Below are 17210 nucleotides of genomic sequence, written 5' to 3'. Positions count from 1 at the left end.
CCCCCCCGGGGGCCCGCCCCCGCGCCCGAATCCGGGTGAGGAGACCGTGCCGAACACCGACCGTCCCGTATCGCGTGCCGTCACCCGCCGCAGTGCGCTGCTCATCGCGCTCGGCGTCGTACCGACCGCTGCCGCGGTCACCGTGACGGCGCTGCGCTCACAGCCGCCAGACGCCGCTCGCGTCGATCTGGCGGGCCCAGAGCCCGAGGGATTCGACCAGATGTATCGAGGTCGCCACATCCGTGGCGTACGCGGCGCCGGCAGCGCGGCATCCGCCCCAGGCCCCTGGGAGGTCACCGTCGACGGCCGTCCGCTGCACCTCATGCGGCGCGCCGACGACACGTATATGAGCGGCGTCGACCACTACGCGACCTATCCCACCCCGCTGGAGGCCACCCGGGCAGCCGTCGACGAGCTCCGCGGCCAGCCCCTGCGCCTGCACACCAGCTGACGAACGAAGCCGAGACACCGAGGAGCGCGAGCGGCAGTGGCGTACTTACGGCAGAACCAGAGCACGCTCACCGCAGCGGAGAAGAAGCGGTTCGTGGCCGCGGTGCTCGCGCTCAAGCGCACGGGCCAGTACGACGAATTCGTGCGCATGCACATCGACTTCTATGTGAGCGACGGCGACGGCGGGCTGCGCGTGGCCCATATGACGCCCTCCTTCCTGCCCTGGCACCGCAAGTTCCTGCTGGAGTTCGAACGGGCTCTGCAGCGCGTGGACCCGGGGGTCTCGGTGCCGTACTGGGACTGGACGGTGGACCGTTCACGCACCGGGTCCCTGTGGGCCGACAACTTCCTCGGCGGCAACGGCCGCCTCTCCGACCGGCAGGTGATGACCGGCCCCTTCGCCTACCAGAACGGCGACTGGACCATCACCGAGGCGGTGTCCGAGGCCGAGTTCCTCACCCGCGACTTCGGCCGCCCGCGCGACCCCCTGGACCTGCCGACGCCGGCGGATCTGGCCTGGGCGATGAAGGACCCGCGCTATGACGCCGAGCCGTGGAACTCGCTGACCGACACCGGCTTCCGCAACAAGCTCGAAGGCTGGACATCGGGCCGGGGCAACGACCGGTGGCGCAACCACAACCGGGTCCACCGCTGGGTGGGCGGCCATATGCTCGGCGCCTCGTCGGTCAACGACCCGGTGTTCTGGCTGAACCATTCGTTCGTCGACCTGTGCTGGTCGCGCTGGCGTGAGCGGCACGGCGACGCCGAGCCCTACCTGCCGGCCAGGCACCCTCCGCGGGGCCGTCCGCAGCACGGGCGGATCATCGCCGCGCGGGAGCCGATGCCGCCGTGGGACGTACGCCCCGTCGACCTGCTCGAACACCGGACGCTGTACCGATACGCATGAACCGATACGCAGGACACCGATACGCATGACAAGGCCCCCCGGTGCACCAGCGCCGGGGGGCCTTGGGGGGCTGGTCAGCCGCCGTAGCCGACGTGGTCGCCGCCGTTGTCGTCGTGGCCACCGTTGTCGTGGTGGCCGTTGTCCATGCCGTCGCTGACGTTCGCGCAGGTGTTGCCGAAGGCCGGGTTGAGGCCCGCGATGCCGTTGACGGTGTTCCCGCACACGTTGATCGGGACGTGGACCGGAACCTGCAGCAGGTTGCCCGAGAGGACGCCGGGCGAGTGGACGGCCTTGCCCTCCGCGCCGGCGTCGGCCGTGGCCATACCAGCGCCGCTGAGCATCACAGCACCCGTGCCGAGAGTGACAGCGGCTGCCTTCGCGATGCGTGACATCACGTTCTCCTTTTGCTTGGCAGGTGCGGCTGCGTGATCGCGGCCGCGTCGGCTGTTCAACGGCATCGAATGCGGCAAGTAACGGCTGCGATAGGCATGCATGCCGCAAAGCGGTCGGATTTACCTCTATCAGCCGCCTCTGTCAGCCGCGCTCGTCCTGCTCCGCGGACTCTGCCTCGGCCTGTTTGGCCTGGACCTCGGGGTCGAGTGCGGTCTGGCCGCTGCCGTCCACCGAGGACAGCCGGGCGTTGTCGGACACCTCCGTGGGGGCGGGCGGCTCGACCAGCCAGTCCGGGTTGGCCTGCTTGTCCCACCACCGCCAGGCGGCGAGCGCGGCGGCGCCGAGCGCACCCAGGACGGCCAGCCGCTTGACCACCCGGCCGGCCTTGGCCCGGCGGTCGTGGCGCTTCACGAGCCGCTGGATCTCCTCGGCCGAGACCTGGCCGCGCAGGGCGGCCAGCGCGGCGGCGCTGCGGGCCGCCGCCTCAGTGGCGGCGGGCTGGGCGGCGGCCACCGCCTGCTCGACCCGTGGCCGGGTCGCGGCGGCCGCGCTGCGGGCCGCGTCCCGGGTCCGGGCCGCGGCGTGGTCCACCTTGGGCGGCACATGTGCGCGCGCCTGCTCCACACGGTGGGCGAGATGGGCGTCGTACTGGACGCGTGCCTGCTCGGCGGCCTGGTGCGCGGCGCTGGTCACCTTGGGCGTGAGCCGTACGCGTGCCTCGTGCGCGTAGTGCACCGCGGTGTCCTTGGCCGTGCCGGCATAGGGCGCCACCACCTCCGCGGCGTGGCGCACGCTGTCCTTCGCCGTACCGGTCGCGGCACGTGCGCTGTCCTTGCGGGTCACGGGATCACCTTCCTCGTCGGTGGTGTACGCGGGGGGCGTGGGCCGCGCTTGGGCGGGCGGCCCACGGAAGAACACGGTTCACCTTTCCACCCTTTTCTGGATCATGCGCGTCAGAGGACTCTGGTCGGTCAATCCTTGGGCAATGCGGCGCAAGGGGACTTGTGGACGACAATGCCATGGAACCGCTCGGTGCGCGCCTCTTAGGCGGCAACGGGTCCTTCGCTCGATGCGCCGTGATCCGTGCGAGGATTCGGGATGTCAGTCAAGACAACGGAAGGCAGACCGTGGCTGAGCAGCTTTACGCCACCCTGAAGACCAACCAGGGCGATATCGAGGTCCGGCTGCTGCCGAACCACGCGCCCAAGACGGTCAAGAACTTCGTCGAGCTCGCCAAGGGTGAGCGCGAGTGGACCAACCCGGCGACCGGGAAGAAGTCCACGGACAAGCTCTACGACGGCACCGTCTTCCACCGGGTGATCAGCGGTTTCATGATCCAGGGCGGCGACCCGCTGGGCAACGGCACGGGCGGCCCCGGCTACGAGTTCGCGGACGAGTTCCACCCGGAGCTGTCCTTCGGTAAGCCGTACCTGCTGGCGATGGCCAACGCGGGCCCCGGCACCAACGGCTCCCAGTTCTTCATCACGCTGGCCCCGACGCCGCACCTGAACCGACGCCACACCATCTTCGGTGAGGTCACCGCGGGCCAGAAGGTCGTGGACGCCATCGGCGGCGCCCAGACCAACCCGCGCACCGACCGCCCGGTCAACGACGTCGTCATCGAGTCGGTCGTGGTGGAGACCCGCGAGGGCTGATCTCGCACGGGTTCCCCCGAGGGAACCATTTCGCCCCGCTCATCCGTAAGGATGGGCGGGGCAGTGTGTTGTACGGAAGGCCGCTGACCGGCCGACCGGAGATCCGGAGATTCTGAGGGGACCGTGATGGAGCAGGCGCCAGATAGTCCGCAGGGTGCGCAGGGCCTGCCCGGCTGCTATCGGCATCCGGATCGTGAGACGGGCGTCCGCTGCACCCGATGTGAGCGGCCCATCTGCCCGGAGTGCATGGTGGACGCCGCGGTCGGTTTCCAGTGCCCCACGTGTGTGCGCGAGGGGTCGGGCACCGGGCACGCGCCGAGCGCGAACCAGCCGCGTACGCTCGCGGGCGGGACGGTGGCCGCGGATCCGCGGCTGGTCACGAAGATCCTGCTCGGCATGAATGTCGCGATGTTCTTCGCGATCCTCTCGGTCGCGCGCCTGGTCAACGATGTCGAGCTGATCGGTCTCGCGTGGGACCCCGAGGTGCAGTCCGTGGTCGGCGTCGCCGACGGCCAGTGGTACCGCCTGGTGACCTCGATGTTCGCGCACCAGGAGATCTGGCACATCGGCTTCAACATGCTGGCGCTGTGGTGGATCGGCGGCCCGCTGGAGGCGGCGCTCGGCCGGGCCCGCTATCTCGCGCTCTATCTGATCTCCGGCCTCGCGGGCAGCGGCCTGACCTATCTGGTCGCCGCCGCCAACCAGCCCTCACTCGGCGCCTCCGGCGCCATCTTCGGTCTCCTTGGCGCCACCGCCGTACTGATGCGCCGGCTCAGCTACGACATGCGCCCGGTGCTCGTGCTGCTCGCGATCAACCTGGTCTTCACCTTCACCATCCCCAACATCGCCTGGGAGGCGCATGTCGGGGGTCTGGTCGCCGGCGCGGCGATCGCGTACGGGATGGTGCACGCCCCGCGTGAGCGCCGGACCCTGGTGCAGGTCGGGACGTGTGCGGTGGTGCTGCTCGCGGCGGTGGCGACCGTCGTGCTGCGGACCGCCCAGCTCACCTGACGAGACGGCTGTCCACCGTCCGAGAGTCGGTTGTCCACAGCCTGTCCCCGAGCCTGTGCATGGCGTGGGGAACAGCTGTGCCCCTTGTCGCTGACCTGGGTTTGCGCAGGAAGGGCAAGGGGCGAACGGTTATCCGCAGTGCGGGCAGTCCGTCATACCGGCGTCAACAGCAGATGGGTTATCCACAGATCTTAGTAAGTTATCCACACTGTGCCTGTGGACTGTCTGTGGACAGCTACTTCCACTGGGTGGAGACGCCGAAGCCCGCCGCGATAAAGCCGAAACCGACCACGATGTTCCCGTTCCCGAACGCCTCGATGGGCAGGCGGGTGTCCGTGACGTAGAAGACGACAATCCACGCCAGCCCGATCAGGAAGAGCGTCAGCATGACCGGAGCCACCCAGCTGCGGTTGGTCAGCTTGACGGTGGTCGCCTGCTTGGACGACGGCGGAGGGGTGTAGTCGTCCTTCTTCTTGCGGATACGTGACTTCGGCACGAGGAGGCTCTCCTGTCGATGCGCTGCATGGCCGCGCGGGGAACGGTGTCGGTCGGGCGCCGGTCAGGGCGCAACGGGGGATCAGTACTCCCCCAGGCGTCCGTTAGCGTAGTACTTTCGCGGCGCCGTAAGGAGTAAGGGTACGTTGAGCAATTCTGCCGACTCCCCCGACCAGGACGCCAGGCCTGCCCGGCACTTCCGGTGGCGGCCGGTCCGGCTGCTCACCGCTGCTGTTTTCGCGCTCGCCGGCCTCATCTTTGTCACCAGTTTCAATACCGCCAAGGGTACTAATATCCGGACAGATGCCTCGATGCTGCGGCTTTCCGATCTGATCCAGGAGCGCAGCAACAAGAACGGCGAACTGGAAGAGTCCAACGGCACCCTGCGCGACAAGGTCGAATCACTCGCCGGGCGCGACAAAGGCGCCTCCCAGGCCGAGAAGGCCAAGCTCAAGGCGCTGGAGAAGGCCGCGGGCACCCAGCGCCTCAAGGGCCAGGCCGTCACCGTGACCCTCACCGACGCCCCACCGGACGCCACCGCCAAGATCCCCGGCTACCCCGAGCCGCAACCCAACGACCTGGTCATCCACCAGCAGGACCTCCAGGCCGTGGTGAATGCCCTGTGGCTGGGCGGCGCCAAGGGCATCAGGGTCATGGACCAGCGGCTGATCTCCACCAGCGCCGTCCGCTGCGTCGGCAACACCCTGATCCTCCAGGGCCGCGTCTACTCACCGCCGTACAAGGTCACCGCGGTCGGCGACCCCGGCAAGCTCAAGAAGGCACTCACCGCGTCATCCGCGATCCAGAACTACATGCTGTACGTGAACGCCTACGGGCTCGGCTGGAAAGTCGACGACCACAAGGCGATGACTCTTCCCGGCTACTCGGGCACAGTGGATCTCCACTACGCGGAGCCTGTGGAGTAAGTGGAGTAAGTGGAGTAAGCGGAGCGAGCGAGTAGGTAGCGAGTAGGTGGAGTAAGCGGGGGTGGCCGGTGTCGGTGCGAGCGGTCGTCAGGACCTTCAGCGAACTGTGCATCACCGGCGGCGCCGTGATCGTGCTGTTCGTCGTGTACGTCGTGTACTGGACCGGGGTGAAGGCCGACAGCGCGATGGACGGCCAGATCGACCAACTCCAGGACCGGTGGGCGCAGGGCAGCATCTCCGCCCCCACCGACGACCGGCCGTCCGACGACCAGCCGTCCGACGACCGGCCGTCCGACGCGGAGCGACCAGCCCCCGCGCCGCCCCCCGCCTACCAGGACGGCAAGCCGTTCGCCGTCATGTACATCCCCCGCTTCGGCTCCGGCTGGAGCAAGCCGGTCCTTGAGGGCACCAAGGCCGGGACCCTGAAGAAGGGCCTGGGCCACTACGACAAGACCGCACCACTCGGCGAGCGCGGCAACTTCTCGGTCGCGGGTCACCGCCGCACCTACGGCGACCCGTTCAAGGACTTCCCGAAGCTGCGCCCGGGGGACGCCATAGTGCTCACCGACGGCACCACCTGGTTCACGTACCGCATCGCGAACAAGCCGTACAAGACACTCCCGACCGATGTCGCGGTGGTCGACCCGGTGCCCGAGAAGTCGGGCTTCGACGGGCCCGGACGCTATCTCACCCTGACCACCTGCGAACCGGAGTGGGGCAGCAGCCACCGGCTGATCGTCTGGGCACACCTCGACGCGACCCAGCCGGTCGAGCGGGGCAAGCCGGCGGCATTGCGCAGCTGACCCACGGACATCAGCCGCAGCCCCGTACTCTGGTGAGCGGTACAGGCCGAGACAGGCCGAGACGGGCCGAGGGAAGGGGCTACGGACAGCATGTACGGCTGGATCTGGCGAAAGCTGCCGGGCAATGCGGCGATCAAGGCGTTCATCTCGCTGCTGCTCATCCTCGGCGTGGTCTACGCGCTCTTCCAATACGTCTTCCCGTGGGCGGAGCCGCTGCTCCCCTTCAACGATGTGACGGTGGACCAGTGAGCGCGCGCATCCTCGTCGTGGACAACTACGACAGCTTCGTCTTCAACCTGGTCCAGTACCTGTACCAACTGGGCGCCGAGTGCGAGGTCGTCCGCAACGACGAGGTCTCCACCGCCCACGCCCAGGACGGCTTCGACGGCGTGCTGCTCTCGCCGGGGCCCGGCGCACCCGAACAGGCCGGGGTCTGCATCGAGATGGTCAGGCACTGCGCCTCCACCGGGGTGCCGATCTTCGGAGTCTGCCTCGGCATGCAGTCGATGGCGGTGGCGTACGGCGGTGTGGTGGACCGCGCGCCCGAGCTGCTGCACGGCAAGACCTCCCTGGTCACGCACGACGGCACCGGTGTATTCGCCGGGCTCCCCTCGCCCTTCACGGCGACCCGCTACCACTCGCTCGCCGCCGAGCCGGGCACGGTACCCGCCGAGCTCGAGGTCACCGCGCGTACGGATGACGGCATCATCATGGGGCTGCGCCACCGTGAACTGCCGGTCGAAGGCGTCCAGTTCCACCCCGAGTCGGTGCTCACCGAGCACGGCCATCTGATGCTCGCCAACTGGTTGGTGGAGTGCGGCGACACGGGCGCGGTGGCGCGCTCGTCCGGGCTTGCCCCGGTGGTCGGTAGGGCCTCGGTGTGACGTCCGTCCGCCCCGAGAGTGACCCCGACTTCCCGTACGCGCACCGTGCGTACGGGGACCCCGGCACTTTCGAGGCGGCCGTCGAGCAGCTGGCCGACCCGCTGAACGATCCGCTGCCAGGACAGCAGCAGGCTCCGGTACCAGTGCCGGTGCCGGAGCCGGTCCAGCAGCCTCAGGAGGAGTGGTATGACCCGCAGGGCTACCAGCAGGAGTGGTACGGGTACGACCAACAGCCTCAGCAGGCACAGGAGTACCAGCAGCTACACGAGTACCAGCAGCCCCACCAGTACGAACCCCCTCAGCAGTACGAACAGCACCAGCAGACGTACCAGGAGTACCAGGAGTACGAGGAGTACCAGGAGCACCAGCAGTACTCGTACGACCCTGAAGCCCCTGAAGCCCCTGAAGCGCTGGTCGCCGACGACGAGACCGTAGGGCTGCGCCCCCGCGTCCCGGAACCCGTCCGTGAGCCCGTCCGGCGTGCCCCCGGCTCCCGCCTGGAGGCCCGCCGCGCGGAGCGCGCCAAGCGGCCGGGGCCCGCCGTGGTCGCGAGCCGCGTGATCGGGGAGCTGTTCATCACCTTCGGCGTGCTGATGCTGCTGTTCGTCACGTACCAGCTGTGGTGGACGAACATCGCGGCCGGTATCGAGGCCGACAAGGAGCGAAGCCGCATCGAGAAGAGCTGGGCGGACGGCAAGGGCAAGCCCGACGCCTTCGAACCCGGCCAGGGCTTCGCCATGCTGCACATACCCAAGCTGGACGTCGTCGTCCCCGTAGCCGAGGGCATCAGCAAGAAGAAGGTCCTGGACCGCGGCATGGTCGGCCACTACGCCGAGAAGGGGCTCAAGACCGCGATGCCCGAGGAGAAGGAGGGCAACTTCGCGGTCGCCGGACACCGCAACACCCACGGCGAGCCGTTCCGCTACATCAACCGGCTCAAGCCGGGCGACCCGATCATCGTTGAGACCCAGGACACGTACTACGTCTACGAGATGGCGAATATCCTTCCGCAGACGAGCCCCAGCAACATCGACGTCATCGCTCCGGTGCCCAAGGAGTCCGGCTTCGACGGGCCGGGTCGCTACATCACGCTGACGACCTGCACACCCGAGTTCACCAGTACGTACCGGATGATCGTCTGGGGCAAGATAGTCGACGAACGGCCCCGCAGCGAGGGCAAGCCCAAGGCGCTCGTACGCTGAGCGGCGGCGTCGGCACACGACGGCAACGGCAATGGCAGCGGGACAGTACGAGAACGGGGCGAGAAGCAGTGGTAGCGAGCACCGAGCAGGAGGAGCGGGCCGACGACGGTCCGGCGCCCGCACCAAGACGGCGCTCGCGCCGCGGCCCCATCCTCACGGCGATCAGCGTCTTCGGCGAGCTGCTCATCACCGGGGGCCTGGTGCTGGGCCTCTTCGTCGTCTACTCGCTGTGGTGGACCAACGTCCTGGCGGACCGCGAGGCGAAGAAGCAGGGCAACTCGGTGCGCGAGACCTGGGAGGAGTCCGGGCCCGGCGCCCTGGACACCAAGGACGGCATCGGCTTCCTGCACGTACCGGCCATGGGCGAGAGCGACATCCTCGTCAAGAAGGGCACCGGCACCAAGGACCTCAACGACGGTACCGCCGGGTACTACACCGAGCCGGTCAAGTCCGCGCTGCCGCAGGACGACAAGGGCAACTTCACGCTGGCCGCGCACCGCGACGGACACGGCGCGAAGTTCCACAACATCCACAAGCTCAAGAACGGCGACTCGATCGTCTTCGAGTCCAAGGACAAGTGGTACGTCTACAAGGTCTACGCGAAGCTGCCGTCGACCAGTAAGTACAACGTGAATGTGCTGAAGCCCATCCCCAAGGACTCGGGCAAGAAGAAGGCCGGGCGGTACATCACGCTCACCACCTGCACCCCGATCTACACGTCCAAGCACCGGTACATCGTGTGGGGCGAGCTGGAGCGGGTCGAGAAGGTCGACAGCGAGCGGACGCCACCGGCCGAGCTGGGCTGATCGATCCGGGACGTACGTGACGTACGAGCGAGCCCCGGCCCCCTCGGTGAGAGGGAGCCGGGGCTCTGTCGTACCCGTCGTACTCAGGGGCGTGCGGGGGTCAGCCGCCCACGCCGCCGATGAAGCCGCTCTCGTCCTCGCCGCCGCCGCCCTGCTGACCGCCGTCCTGCTGGCCGCCGATCGTACGGAGGTTGACCTTCTGGCCCGGCTTGACCTCGGCGCCCTCCTGCGGGTTGCTGCGCAGGACGAAGGAGTTGTCGTCCTGTGAGCCGTTGATGCCGCCCAGCTGCAGGTTGCTCTGCGCGAGCACCTGCTTGGCCTGACCGAGGGTCATGCCGGTGACCTTGGGCATCGCGAACTTCTCGTCGGCGGGCTCTTCCGGAGCCTTGGCGATCTTGATGTTGACCGTCGTTCCGGGGTCGACGTCCTGGCCGCCGGGGAGGCTCTGCTCGAAGACCTTGCCCTCTTCCTGCGCGTCGGACTCCTCCTGGGTCTGGGCGCCCAGGACCAGGCCCTTGGCCTCCAGTTCCGCCTTGGCCTCCTCGGGAGTCTTACCGAGCAGGTTGGGGACGGTGGCCAGCTCCTTCTCCTTGGCCACGGTCAGGGTGATCTCGGAGCCCCGCTCGACCTCGGTGCCGGAGCGCGGGTCCTGCTCGAGCACCTCGCCGGGAGTGACGGGGCTCTCCTTTGGCACGACCTTGACCGTGAGCCCGTACTTCTCGCCTTCGAGCTTCTTCTTGGCGTCGTCCTCGCTGTCGCCGATCACACTCGGCACCGCGACCTTCGGCGCCCCGGTGGAGACGACGACGTCGATCGTGCTGTTCTTCTCGACCTTGCCGCTCTTGGGGCTCTGGCTGCAGATGTTGCCCTCGGCCTGGTCCTTGCAGGGCTTGTCCGTGCGGGAGAGCTTCACCTCGCCGTTCACGGCCTGCCGCTGTGCCGCTTCGAACGTCTCGCCCACGAAGTTCGGTACCTGGACCCTGCTGTCGTTCTTGGTGTTGCCGCTGAACGCCCACATGCTGATGGCGATCGCACCGGCAAGCACCAGCACGGCCGCCGCGATCAGCAGCGCCGTGGAGCCGCCGCCGCCCTTCTTCTGGCGGCGGCGCGGCTGGTCGTCGTAGCCGTAGCCGCCGTCGTCCGGGTTGACCGGGGGCAGCATCGAGGTGGCCTGCTGGGCGTTCTGCTGGGGCAGCATCGCCGTCTGCTGGTCGTCCGGGTGGTGGCCGCCGTACGCGGCGGCGCCCATCACGCCCATCGCGGCGGTGGCCGCGACCGGCCGGCCGTCCAGGCAGGCCTCGATGTCGGCGCGCATCTCGTCCGCCGACTGGTAGCGGTACTCCGGCTCCTTGACCAGGGCCTTCAGGACGATGGCGTCCATCTCGGGCGTGATCTCGCCGTCGAAGGTGCTCGGCGGCTGGGCCTCTTCGCGTACATGCTGATACGCGACCGCGACCGGGGAGTCCCCGACGAACGGGGGACGCACGGTCAGCAGCTCGTAGAGCAGACAGCCGGTCGAGTAGAGGTCGGACCGCGCGTCGACCTGCTCGCCCTTGGCCTGCTCAGGGGAGAGGTACTGGGCGGTGCCGATGACGGCCGAGGTCTGGGTCATCGTCATACCGGAGTCGCCCATGGCGCGGGCGATGCCGAAGTCCATCACCTTGACCTGGCCGTTGCGCGTCAGCATGACGTTCGCCGGCTTGATGTCGCGGTGGACGATTCCGGCCCGGTGCGAGTACTCCAGCGCCTGCAGGATGCCGATGGTCATTTCCATCGCGCGCTCGGGGAGCAGCTTGCGCCCCGAGTGCAGCAGCTCGCGCAGCGTGGACCCGTCGACGTACTCCATCACGATGTACGGGATGGAGATCCCGCCACCCGCGCCGGACGCGGCGTCGTACACCATGTCCTCGCCGGTGTCGTAGACCGCGACGATCGCCGGATGGTTGAGCGAGGCGGCGGACTGGGCCTCACGGCGGAACCGGGCCTGGAACGACTCGTCACGGGCCAGGTCGACCCGGAGTGTCTTCACGGCGACGGTGCGGCCGAGGCGGGTGTCATGGGCGAGGTAGACCTCCGCCATGCCGCCGCGGCCGAGCACCTGGCCCAGCTCGTACCGGCCGCCGAGGCGACGCGGCTCTTCCATAGGTACCTACCAGCCCTCTCCGTCGGTCCCGACCGCACCCATGTGAGGTCCGGCGGTGTGCTGCCTCGGCATACCGTACCGGCCTCCTCCACCGTGATCCGGCCGCAATCGATACCTGATACAGGACCGGTACCGCCGTGACCGGCGTCACTTCGTGCCGCCGGGGCGGGGTCTCAGCCCTTGCTGTCGATGACCGCCTTCATCACGTCCTTGGCGATCGGGGCGGCCAGGCCGCCGCCCGTGACGTCCTCGGCGTCGCTGTCCTCGACGACCACGGCGACGGCGACCGGGGAGCCGCTGTCGGTCTTGGCGTACGAGATGAACCAGGCGAACGGGGTGCCCTCGTTGTTCTCGCCGGTCTCCGCCGTACCGGTCTTGCCGCCGACCGTGACGCCGTCGATCTTGGCGTTGCTGCCGGTGCCCTCGTTGACCGTGGTCTCCAGGGTCTCCTGGAGCTTCTGGGCGTTCGGCTTGGAGAGCGGCTCGCTCAGGGTCTTGGGCGAGGTCTTCTTGACCGTGTCCAGGTTGGGCGCCTTGAGCTCGCTGACCATGTACGGCTGCATCAGGGTGCCGTCGTTGGCGATCGCGGCGGTGACCATGGCCATCTGGAGCGGGGTGGCCCGGGTGTTGAACTGGCCGATCGAGGACAGCGCGGTCTGCGAGGGGTTCAGCTCGGTGGGGAAGACGGAGGCGTCGGCGCGGACCGGGGTGAACTGCTCCTCGTTGAAGCCGAACTTCTCCGCGGTCTCGATCATCTTGTCCTTGCCGAGATCCGAGCCGATCTTGCCGAACACGGTGTTGCAGGACACCCGCATGGCCTCGCGCAGGGGGGCGTTCTTGCAGTCCGCGGTGCCGTGGTTGGGCAGCTCGGTCCTGGTGCCCGGCATGGTCCAGGGGGAGGGCGTCTTGGTCTTGGCGTCCACGTCGTCGTACAGCCCGTGCTCCAGGGCGGCCGCGGCGGTGACCACCTTGAAGGTGGAGCCGGGGGCGTAGGTCTCGCGCAGCGCGCGGTTGAGCATCGGCTTCTCGGGGTCGTCCTTCAGCCGGTTCCAGGCCTCGCCATCCTTGTCGGAGCGGCCGGCGAACTCGGCCGGGTCGTACGACGGCGTGGAGGCGAGGGCGAGGATCGCGCCGGTCTCGGGGTCGATCGCGGCGACGGCGCCCTTCTTGTTGCCGAGGCCCTCGAACGCGGCCTTCTGGGCGGCGCCGTTGAGGGTGGTGACGACGTTGCCGCCCGCCTTCTTCTCGCCGGTGATCATGTCGATGGTGCGGCTGAAGAAGAGGCGGTCGTCGTTGCCGGTGAGGATGCCGTCCTCGAGGTTCTCGATCTGGCTGGAGCCGAAGACCTGCGAGGCGTATCCGGTGACGGGTGCCCACATGGGCCCGTTCTTCCAGGTGCGCTTGTACTTGTAGAAGGTGTCGTCGGTTTCCTTCGAGCCGGTGATGGCCGTGTCGCCGACGATGATGTCGCCGCGCTTGATGCTGTAGCGCTCGATGTCGACGCGCTTGTTCAGCTTGTGGGTGCTCAGCTCGTCGGCGTCGACGTACTGAATCCAGTTGGTGCGGACCAGCAGGGCGAGGATCAGGACACCGCAGAAGATGGCGATGCGGCGCAGGGGCTTGTTCATGGCCGTACCACCTGGGTCATCTCGGCGTCGGGGGATGGGGCGGGGGACGGCGCGGGGCGGCGCGCGGTGTCGCTGATGCGGATCAGGATGCCGATCAGGGCCCAGTTGGCGATCACGGATGAGCCACCGGCCGCGAGGAACGGCATGGTCATACCCGTCAGCGGGATGAGGCCCATGACGCCGCCGGCCACCACGAAGATCTGGATGGCGAAGGCGCCGGAGAGACCGATCGCGAACAGCTTGCCGAAGGGGTCGCGGGCGGCCAGCGCGGTACGCACACCCCGCTCGATGATCAGGCCGTAGAGAAGCAGGAACGCCATTACTCCGGCCAGGCCCAGCTCCTCGCCGACGGTGGCGAAGATGAAGTCGGAGTTGGCGGCGAAGCCGATGAGGTCGGAGTTGCCCTGGCCCCAGCCGGTGCCGAGCACGCCACCGGAGCCGAAGGACATCAGTGACTGGGCGACCTGGTCGCTCTGCGCCAGTGTCTTGTCGGCGAAGGGATGCAGCCAGGCCTGGACGCGGTCCTGTACGTGGGACGCGAAGCTGGCGACGCCGACCGCGCCTCCGGCTGACATCAGCAGGCCGATGACGATCCAGCTGGTGCGCTCGGTGGCGACGTACAGCATGACCACGAACATGCCGAAGAACAGCAGCGAGGTGCCGAGGTCGGTCTCGAAGACCAGGATCAGCAGGCTGACGAGCCAGATCGTGACGATCGGTCCGAGGTCGCGGCCGCGCGGCAGGTACAGGCCCATGAAGCGGCGGCTGGCCAGGGCGAGTGCGTCGCGCTTGACCATCAGGTAGCCGGAGAAGAAGACCGCGATGATGATCTTTACGAACTCGCCGGGCTGGATGGAGAAGGGGCCCAGGCTGATCCAGATCTTGGCGCCGTTCACCGCCGGGAAGAACACCGGCAGGACCAGCAGCACCAGCGCGACCACCATGGAGATGTAGGTGTAGCGCTGCAGGATGCGGTGGTCCTTCAGCAGGAGCAGAATGGCGACGAACAGGGCGATACCGATCGCCGAGTACATCAGCTGCTTGGGTGCGTCGGGGGTGAAGCTGCCGAAGAGGCTCTCAGCGCGTTGGATCAGCCGCTGGGACTGGTCCAGACGCCAGATCAGGACGAGTCCGAGGCCGTTGAGGAGCGTCGCGAGCGGCAGCAGCAAGGGGTCGGCGTACGGCGCGAACTTGCGCACCACGAGGTGGCCGACACCTGCCAGCAGGCCGAGCCCCGCCCCGTAGCCGAGCATGCCCGTAGGCACCTCGTCGTTGATGGCGAGGCCCACGTTGGCGTACGCGAAGATCGGGATGAGTACGGCGAACACCAGGAGCGCGAGCTCGGTGTTGCGTCGGCTCGGTGCGCCGATCGCGCCGATGGTGGACGTGTGTGTACTGCTCATGGTGTTGGTCAGCCCCCTGCGCCTAACGCTTACCGCAGTTGCCGACGAGCGGCTGCTCTTCCTCCGTGAAGGTGGAGCTCGGTACTGGTGTCGGGGACGGCGCCGTCTTGGCGTCGTCGCCGCTGGTCGCGAGGCCGCTGGAGCCGCCCGCCTCCCCCTCGCCGGTGTTCGCGTTGTTCTCGCGCTCGGCCTTTTCGTTCGCTTCCTGCTTCTTGCAGGCCGAGGCCTGCAGGAAGAGCTCCTTGATCTTCGCCTCGGCGCCCTTGCGGCTGCCTTCGGCGATCGCGCCGCCCTTGACCAGCTTCTGCTGGTACTGCGGGAGGTAGTCGAGCTCGATGTCGGGGCGGTCCTTCTCGACCTTGGAGAGCGAGACCCAGGCGAGGTCCTGGCTGATGCCCCGGTAGAGCGCGATGTGGTCGCCGTTGGCGCTCACGTAGTACTGGGTCTGGGTCCAGCGCCAGCCGCCGTACAGACCGCCGCCGAGCACGGCGAGCGCCAGCACGATGAAGAACGATCTCTTGAGCCACTTACGGCCGCCGGACCTGCCGTAGTTCTCGTCGGGGTACCCGCCGAAGCCGTCGTCGGGGGTGTACGCGTCGGGGGCGCCGCTGTCCGGCGGGCCGAAGGCTCCGCTGGGCTGCGGGGGGACCGGGCGGCCGAGTCCCGCCGCGCGGCCCGCCGGGGTCTGCATGGCGCCGTTGTCGTGCGACTGGAGCTGGTTCTCGGCGACCGCGCCCACCACGACGGGGGTGTCGACGAGCTGTCCGGCGAGGGTGTCGCCGGAGTCGATGTCCAGGACGTCGGCGACGATCACGGTGATGTTGTCCGGGCCGCCGCCGCGCAGCGCGAGCTGGATCAGCTCCTGCACGGTCTCCTGCGGGCCTTGGTAGCTGGCGAGTGCCTCTTCCATCGTCTGGTGCGAGACCACGCCGGAGAGGCCGTCCGAGCAGATCAAGTACCGGTCGCCGGCGCGGACTTCACGTACGGAGAGGTCCGCTTCGACGTGGTCGGCGCTGCCCAGCGCGCGCATCAGCAGCGAGCGCTGCGGGTGCGTGGTGGCTTCCTCTTCGGTGATCCGGCCCTCGTCGACGAGGCGCTGCACCCAGGTGTGGTCCTGGGTGATCTGGGTCAGTACGCCGTCCCGGAGCAGGTACGCGCGGGAGTCGCCGACGTGCACCAGGCCGAGCCGCTGGCCGGTCCACAGCAGGGCGGTGAGCGTGGTGCCCATGCCCTCCAGCTGCGGGTCCTCCTCGACCATGACGCGCAACTGGTCGTTGGCGCGCTGTACGGCCTCGCCGAGCGAGGTCAGGATGTCGGAGCCCGGGACGTCGTCGTCGAGCTGTACGAGAGTGGAGATCACCTCGGAACTGGCGACCTCGCCCGCGGCCTGGCCGCCCATGCCGTCGGCGATGGCGAGCAGCCGCGGGCCTGCGTAGCCCGAGTCCTCGTTGCCCTCGCGGATCATGCCTTTGTGCGATCCGGCGGCGAAGCGCAGTGACAGACTCATGCGCACCTCGCCCGTCGGCTCCGGGTACATCCGCACGGTGCCCACCCTCCGGTCGGGAGCGTGCCGGGGCCCATCGTGTAGGCCGCGCCGGCTCGCTCGCTCCGCTCGCTCATTGTCGTACTACTTCCGCAGCTCGATGACGGTCTTGCCGATGCGGATCGGCGCGCCCAGCGGAACAGGCGTCGGTGTGGTGAGTCGGGTCCGGTCGAGATACGTGCCGTTGGTGGACCCGAGATCCTCGACGATCCACTGGCCGTCACGGTCCGGGTAGATCCTGGCATGCCTGCTGGACGCGTAGTCGTCGTCCAGCACGATCGTTGAATCATGGGCCCGGCCAAGGGAGATGGTCTGGCCCTGCAACGCGACCGTGGTGCCGGTGAGGGTGCCTTCGGAGACGACCAGCTTGGAGGGGGCGCCGCGCCGCTGCCGCCCACCTCCGCCCTGCTGGCGCGGGGCGGCCGCCGGTTGGCGGTCCTGCGTCTGGCGTGCCTCTGCGTTACGGCGTCCTGCACGCTGTGTGACGCGCGTACCGAACAGGTCGCTGCGGATGACCTGTACGGCCACGATCACGAACAGCCACAGGACGGCCAGGAAACCCAGCCGCATGACCGTCAGGGTCAGCTCTGACATTGCCCCCGCTTCACCCTTCGGCTTGCCGGTAAATGATGGTCGTGTTGCCCACGACGATCCGCGAGCCGTCGCGGAGCGTAGCGCGGGTGGTGTGCTGCCCGTCTACCACGATGCCGTTGGTAGACCCGAGATCCTGGATCGTCGAGGGCGTTCCGGTCCGGATCTCGCAGTGCCGGCGGGATACGCCGGGGTCGTCGATCCGCACGTCGGCTTCGGTGCTGCGGCCCAGCACCAGCGTCGGGCGGGAGATCTGATGGCGGGTGCCGTTGATCTCGATCCAGCGCCGCGTCTGGGCGCCTGGCACGGGGCCCGCGCCAGGCGGGCCCGCCTGCGGGGCCCGGGGCGCTGCCCGGCCGCCTGGCGGCGG

The 17210-nt window shown here is 68.5% G+C and carries 19 protein-coding genes; 10 read left to right on the top strand and 9 right to left on the bottom strand.

Annotated elements, in window-relative coordinates:
• Both U9R90_RS17185 and U9R90_RS17180 read left to right on the top strand, forming a co-directional pair.
• A partial coding sequence (locus tag U9R90_RS17185) for a tyrosinase family oxidase copper chaperone (RefSeq protein WP_411057329.1) occupies nt 1-451 on the top strand: 451 nt, incomplete at its 5' end.
• A 36-nt stretch (nt 452-487) separates the two neighbouring features.
• Nucleotides 488-1357 (top strand): tyrosinase family protein, encoded by an 870-nt coding sequence (locus U9R90_RS17180; RefSeq protein WP_411057328.1) that lies wholly within the window; start codon nt 488-490, stop codon nt 1355-1357.
• Between the two features lie 74 nt (nt 1358-1431).
• On the opposite strand, the gene U9R90_RS17175 is transcribed toward U9R90_RS17180, so the two are convergent.
• Together U9R90_RS17175 and U9R90_RS17170 are read right to left on the bottom strand one after the other, a co-directional pair.
• Nucleotides 1432-1749, bottom strand: a complete 318-nt coding sequence (locus U9R90_RS17175; RefSeq protein WP_411057327.1) for a chaplin — start codon at nt 1747-1749, stop codon at nt 1432-1434.
• A 142-nt stretch (nt 1750-1891) separates the two neighbouring features.
• Nucleotides 1892-2593 (bottom strand): DUF5324 family protein, encoded by a 702-nt coding sequence (locus U9R90_RS17170; RefSeq protein WP_411057326.1) that lies wholly within the window; start codon nt 2591-2593, stop codon nt 1892-1894.
• A 284-nt stretch (nt 2594-2877) separates the two neighbouring features.
• Between U9R90_RS17170 and U9R90_RS17165 the strand changes: the two genes are divergently transcribed.
• Together U9R90_RS17165 and U9R90_RS17160 are read left to right on the top strand one after the other, a co-directional pair.
• Nucleotides 2878-3405, top strand: coding sequence for a peptidylprolyl isomerase (locus U9R90_RS17165; RefSeq protein WP_411057325.1), 528 nt, complete (start codon nt 2878-2880; stop codon nt 3403-3405).
• A 126-nt stretch (nt 3406-3531) separates the two neighbouring features.
• Nucleotides 3532-4416: a rhomboid family intramembrane serine protease gene (locus tag U9R90_RS17160; protein WP_411057324.1), complete on the top strand. Its 885-nt coding sequence runs from the start codon at nt 3532-3534 to the stop codon at nt 4414-4416.
• Between the two features lie 235 nt (nt 4417-4651).
• Here the strand turns inward: U9R90_RS17160 and crgA are convergent, their stop codons facing one another.
• Nucleotides 4652-4912, bottom strand: a complete 261-nt coding sequence (gene crgA, locus U9R90_RS17155; protein WP_411057323.1) for a cell division protein CrgA — start codon at nt 4910-4912, stop codon at nt 4652-4654.
• 145 nt (nt 4913-5057) lie between these two features.
• Here crgA and U9R90_RS17150 point away from each other — a divergent pair, with 145 nt between their 5' ends.
• The 6 genes from U9R90_RS17150 to U9R90_RS17125 all read left to right on the top strand — a co-directional run bounded on the left by U9R90_RS17150 (nt 5058) and on the right by U9R90_RS17125 (nt 9532).
• Nucleotides 5058-5837, top strand: a complete 780-nt coding sequence (locus U9R90_RS17150; RefSeq protein WP_411057322.1) for a DUF881 domain-containing protein — start codon at nt 5058-5060, stop codon at nt 5835-5837.
• A 68-nt stretch (nt 5838-5905) separates the two neighbouring features.
• Entirely contained in the window at nt 5906-6640 is a 735-nt protein-coding gene (locus U9R90_RS17145) for a class E sortase (RefSeq protein WP_411057321.1), read from the top strand.
• Nucleotides 6641-6730: 90 nt separating this feature from the next.
• Entirely contained in the window at nt 6731-6889 is a 159-nt protein-coding gene (locus U9R90_RS17140) for a hypothetical protein (RefSeq protein ID WP_411057320.1), read from the top strand.
• Nucleotides 6886-7524, top strand: a complete 639-nt coding sequence (locus U9R90_RS17135; protein ID WP_411057319.1) for an aminodeoxychorismate/anthranilate synthase component II — start codon at nt 6886-6888, stop codon at nt 7522-7524. Before U9R90_RS17140 ends, U9R90_RS17135 begins: the two co-directional genes overlap by 4 nt.
• Nucleotides 7521-8726 (top strand): class E sortase, encoded by a 1206-nt coding sequence (locus U9R90_RS17130; protein ID WP_411057318.1) that lies wholly within the window; start codon nt 7521-7523, stop codon nt 8724-8726. The genes U9R90_RS17135 and U9R90_RS17130 overlap by 4 nt, the downstream gene beginning before the upstream one ends.
• Nucleotides 8727-8794: 68 nt before the next feature.
• A complete protein-coding gene (locus U9R90_RS17125; protein WP_411057317.1) occupies nt 8795-9532 on the top strand; it encodes a class E sortase in 738 nt (245 codons plus the stop codon).
• Between the two features lie 100 nt (nt 9533-9632).
• Here the strand turns inward: U9R90_RS17125 and pknB are convergent, their stop codons facing one another.
• From pknB to U9R90_RS17095, 6 genes are all read right to left on the bottom strand, one after another.
• A complete protein-coding gene (pknB, locus tag U9R90_RS17120; protein WP_411057316.1) occupies nt 9633-11675 on the bottom strand; it encodes a Stk1 family PASTA domain-containing Ser/Thr kinase in 2043 nt (680 codons plus the stop codon).
• A gap of 173 nt (nt 11676-11848) precedes the next feature.
• Nucleotides 11849-13303, bottom strand: coding sequence for a peptidoglycan D,D-transpeptidase FtsI family protein (locus U9R90_RS17115; protein WP_411057315.1), 1455 nt, complete (start codon nt 13301-13303; stop codon nt 11849-11851).
• On the bottom strand, nt 13300-14706 hold the full coding sequence (locus tag U9R90_RS17110; protein ID WP_411057314.1) for an FtsW/RodA/SpoVE family cell cycle protein: 1407 nt from the start codon (nt 14704-14706) through the stop codon (nt 13300-13302). Before U9R90_RS17110 ends, U9R90_RS17115 begins: the two co-directional genes overlap by 4 nt.
• Before the next feature lie 22 nt (nt 14707-14728).
• On the bottom strand, nt 14729-16243 hold the full coding sequence (locus tag U9R90_RS17105) for a Stp1/IreP family PP2C-type Ser/Thr phosphatase (RefSeq protein WP_411057769.1): 1515 nt from the start codon (nt 16241-16243) through the stop codon (nt 14729-14731).
• 90 nt (nt 16244-16333) lie between these two features.
• Complete coding sequence (locus U9R90_RS17100; protein WP_411057313.1) at nt 16334-16843, bottom strand: FHA domain-containing protein; 510 nt, start codon at nt 16841-16843, stop codon at nt 16334-16336.
• Between the two features lie 10 nt (nt 16844-16853).
• The coding region (locus U9R90_RS17095; RefSeq protein ID WP_411057312.1) for an FHA domain-containing protein at nt 16854-17210 on the bottom strand (357 nt) is incomplete at its 5' end.

It is taken from the genome of Streptomyces sp. E11-3 (assembly GCF_046540415.1).
Lineage (GTDB): Bacteria > Actinomycetota > Actinomycetes > Streptomycetales > Streptomycetaceae > Streptomyces.
This window is presented reverse-complemented; position numbering and strand designations above follow the sequence as displayed.

Bases quoted from the DNA above. Each gene is read 5' to 3' on its own strand.
- U9R90_RS17175 (WP_411057327.1), bottom strand. From the start codon at position 1,749: ATGTCACGCATCGCGAAGGCAGCCGCTGTCACTCTCGGCACGGGTGCT.
- U9R90_RS17160 (WP_411057324.1), top strand. From the start codon at position 3,532: ATGGAGCAGGCGCCAGATAGTCCGCAGGGTGCGCAGGGCCTGCCCGGC.
- U9R90_RS17140 (WP_411057320.1), top strand. From the start codon at position 6,731: ATGTACGGCTGGATCTGGCGAAAGCTGCCGGGCAATGCGGCGATCAAG.
- pknB (WP_411057316.1), bottom strand. From the start codon at position 11,675: ATGGAAGAGCCGCGTCGCCTCGGCGGCCGGTACGAGCTGGGCCAGGTG.
- U9R90_RS17115 (WP_411057315.1), bottom strand. From the start codon at position 13,303: ATGAACAAGCCCCTGCGCCGCATCGCCATCTTCTGCGGTGTCCTGATC.
- U9R90_RS17110 (WP_411057314.1), bottom strand. From the start codon at position 14,706: ATGAGCAGTACACACACGTCCACCATCGGCGCGATCGGCGCACCGAGC.
- U9R90_RS17105 (WP_411057769.1), bottom strand. From the start codon at position 16,243: ATGTACCCGGAGCCGACGGGCGAGGTGCGCATGAGTCTGTCACTGCGC.
- U9R90_RS17100 (WP_411057313.1), bottom strand. From the start codon at position 16,843: ATGTCAGAGCTGACCCTGACGGTCATGCGGCTGGGTTTCCTGGCCGTC.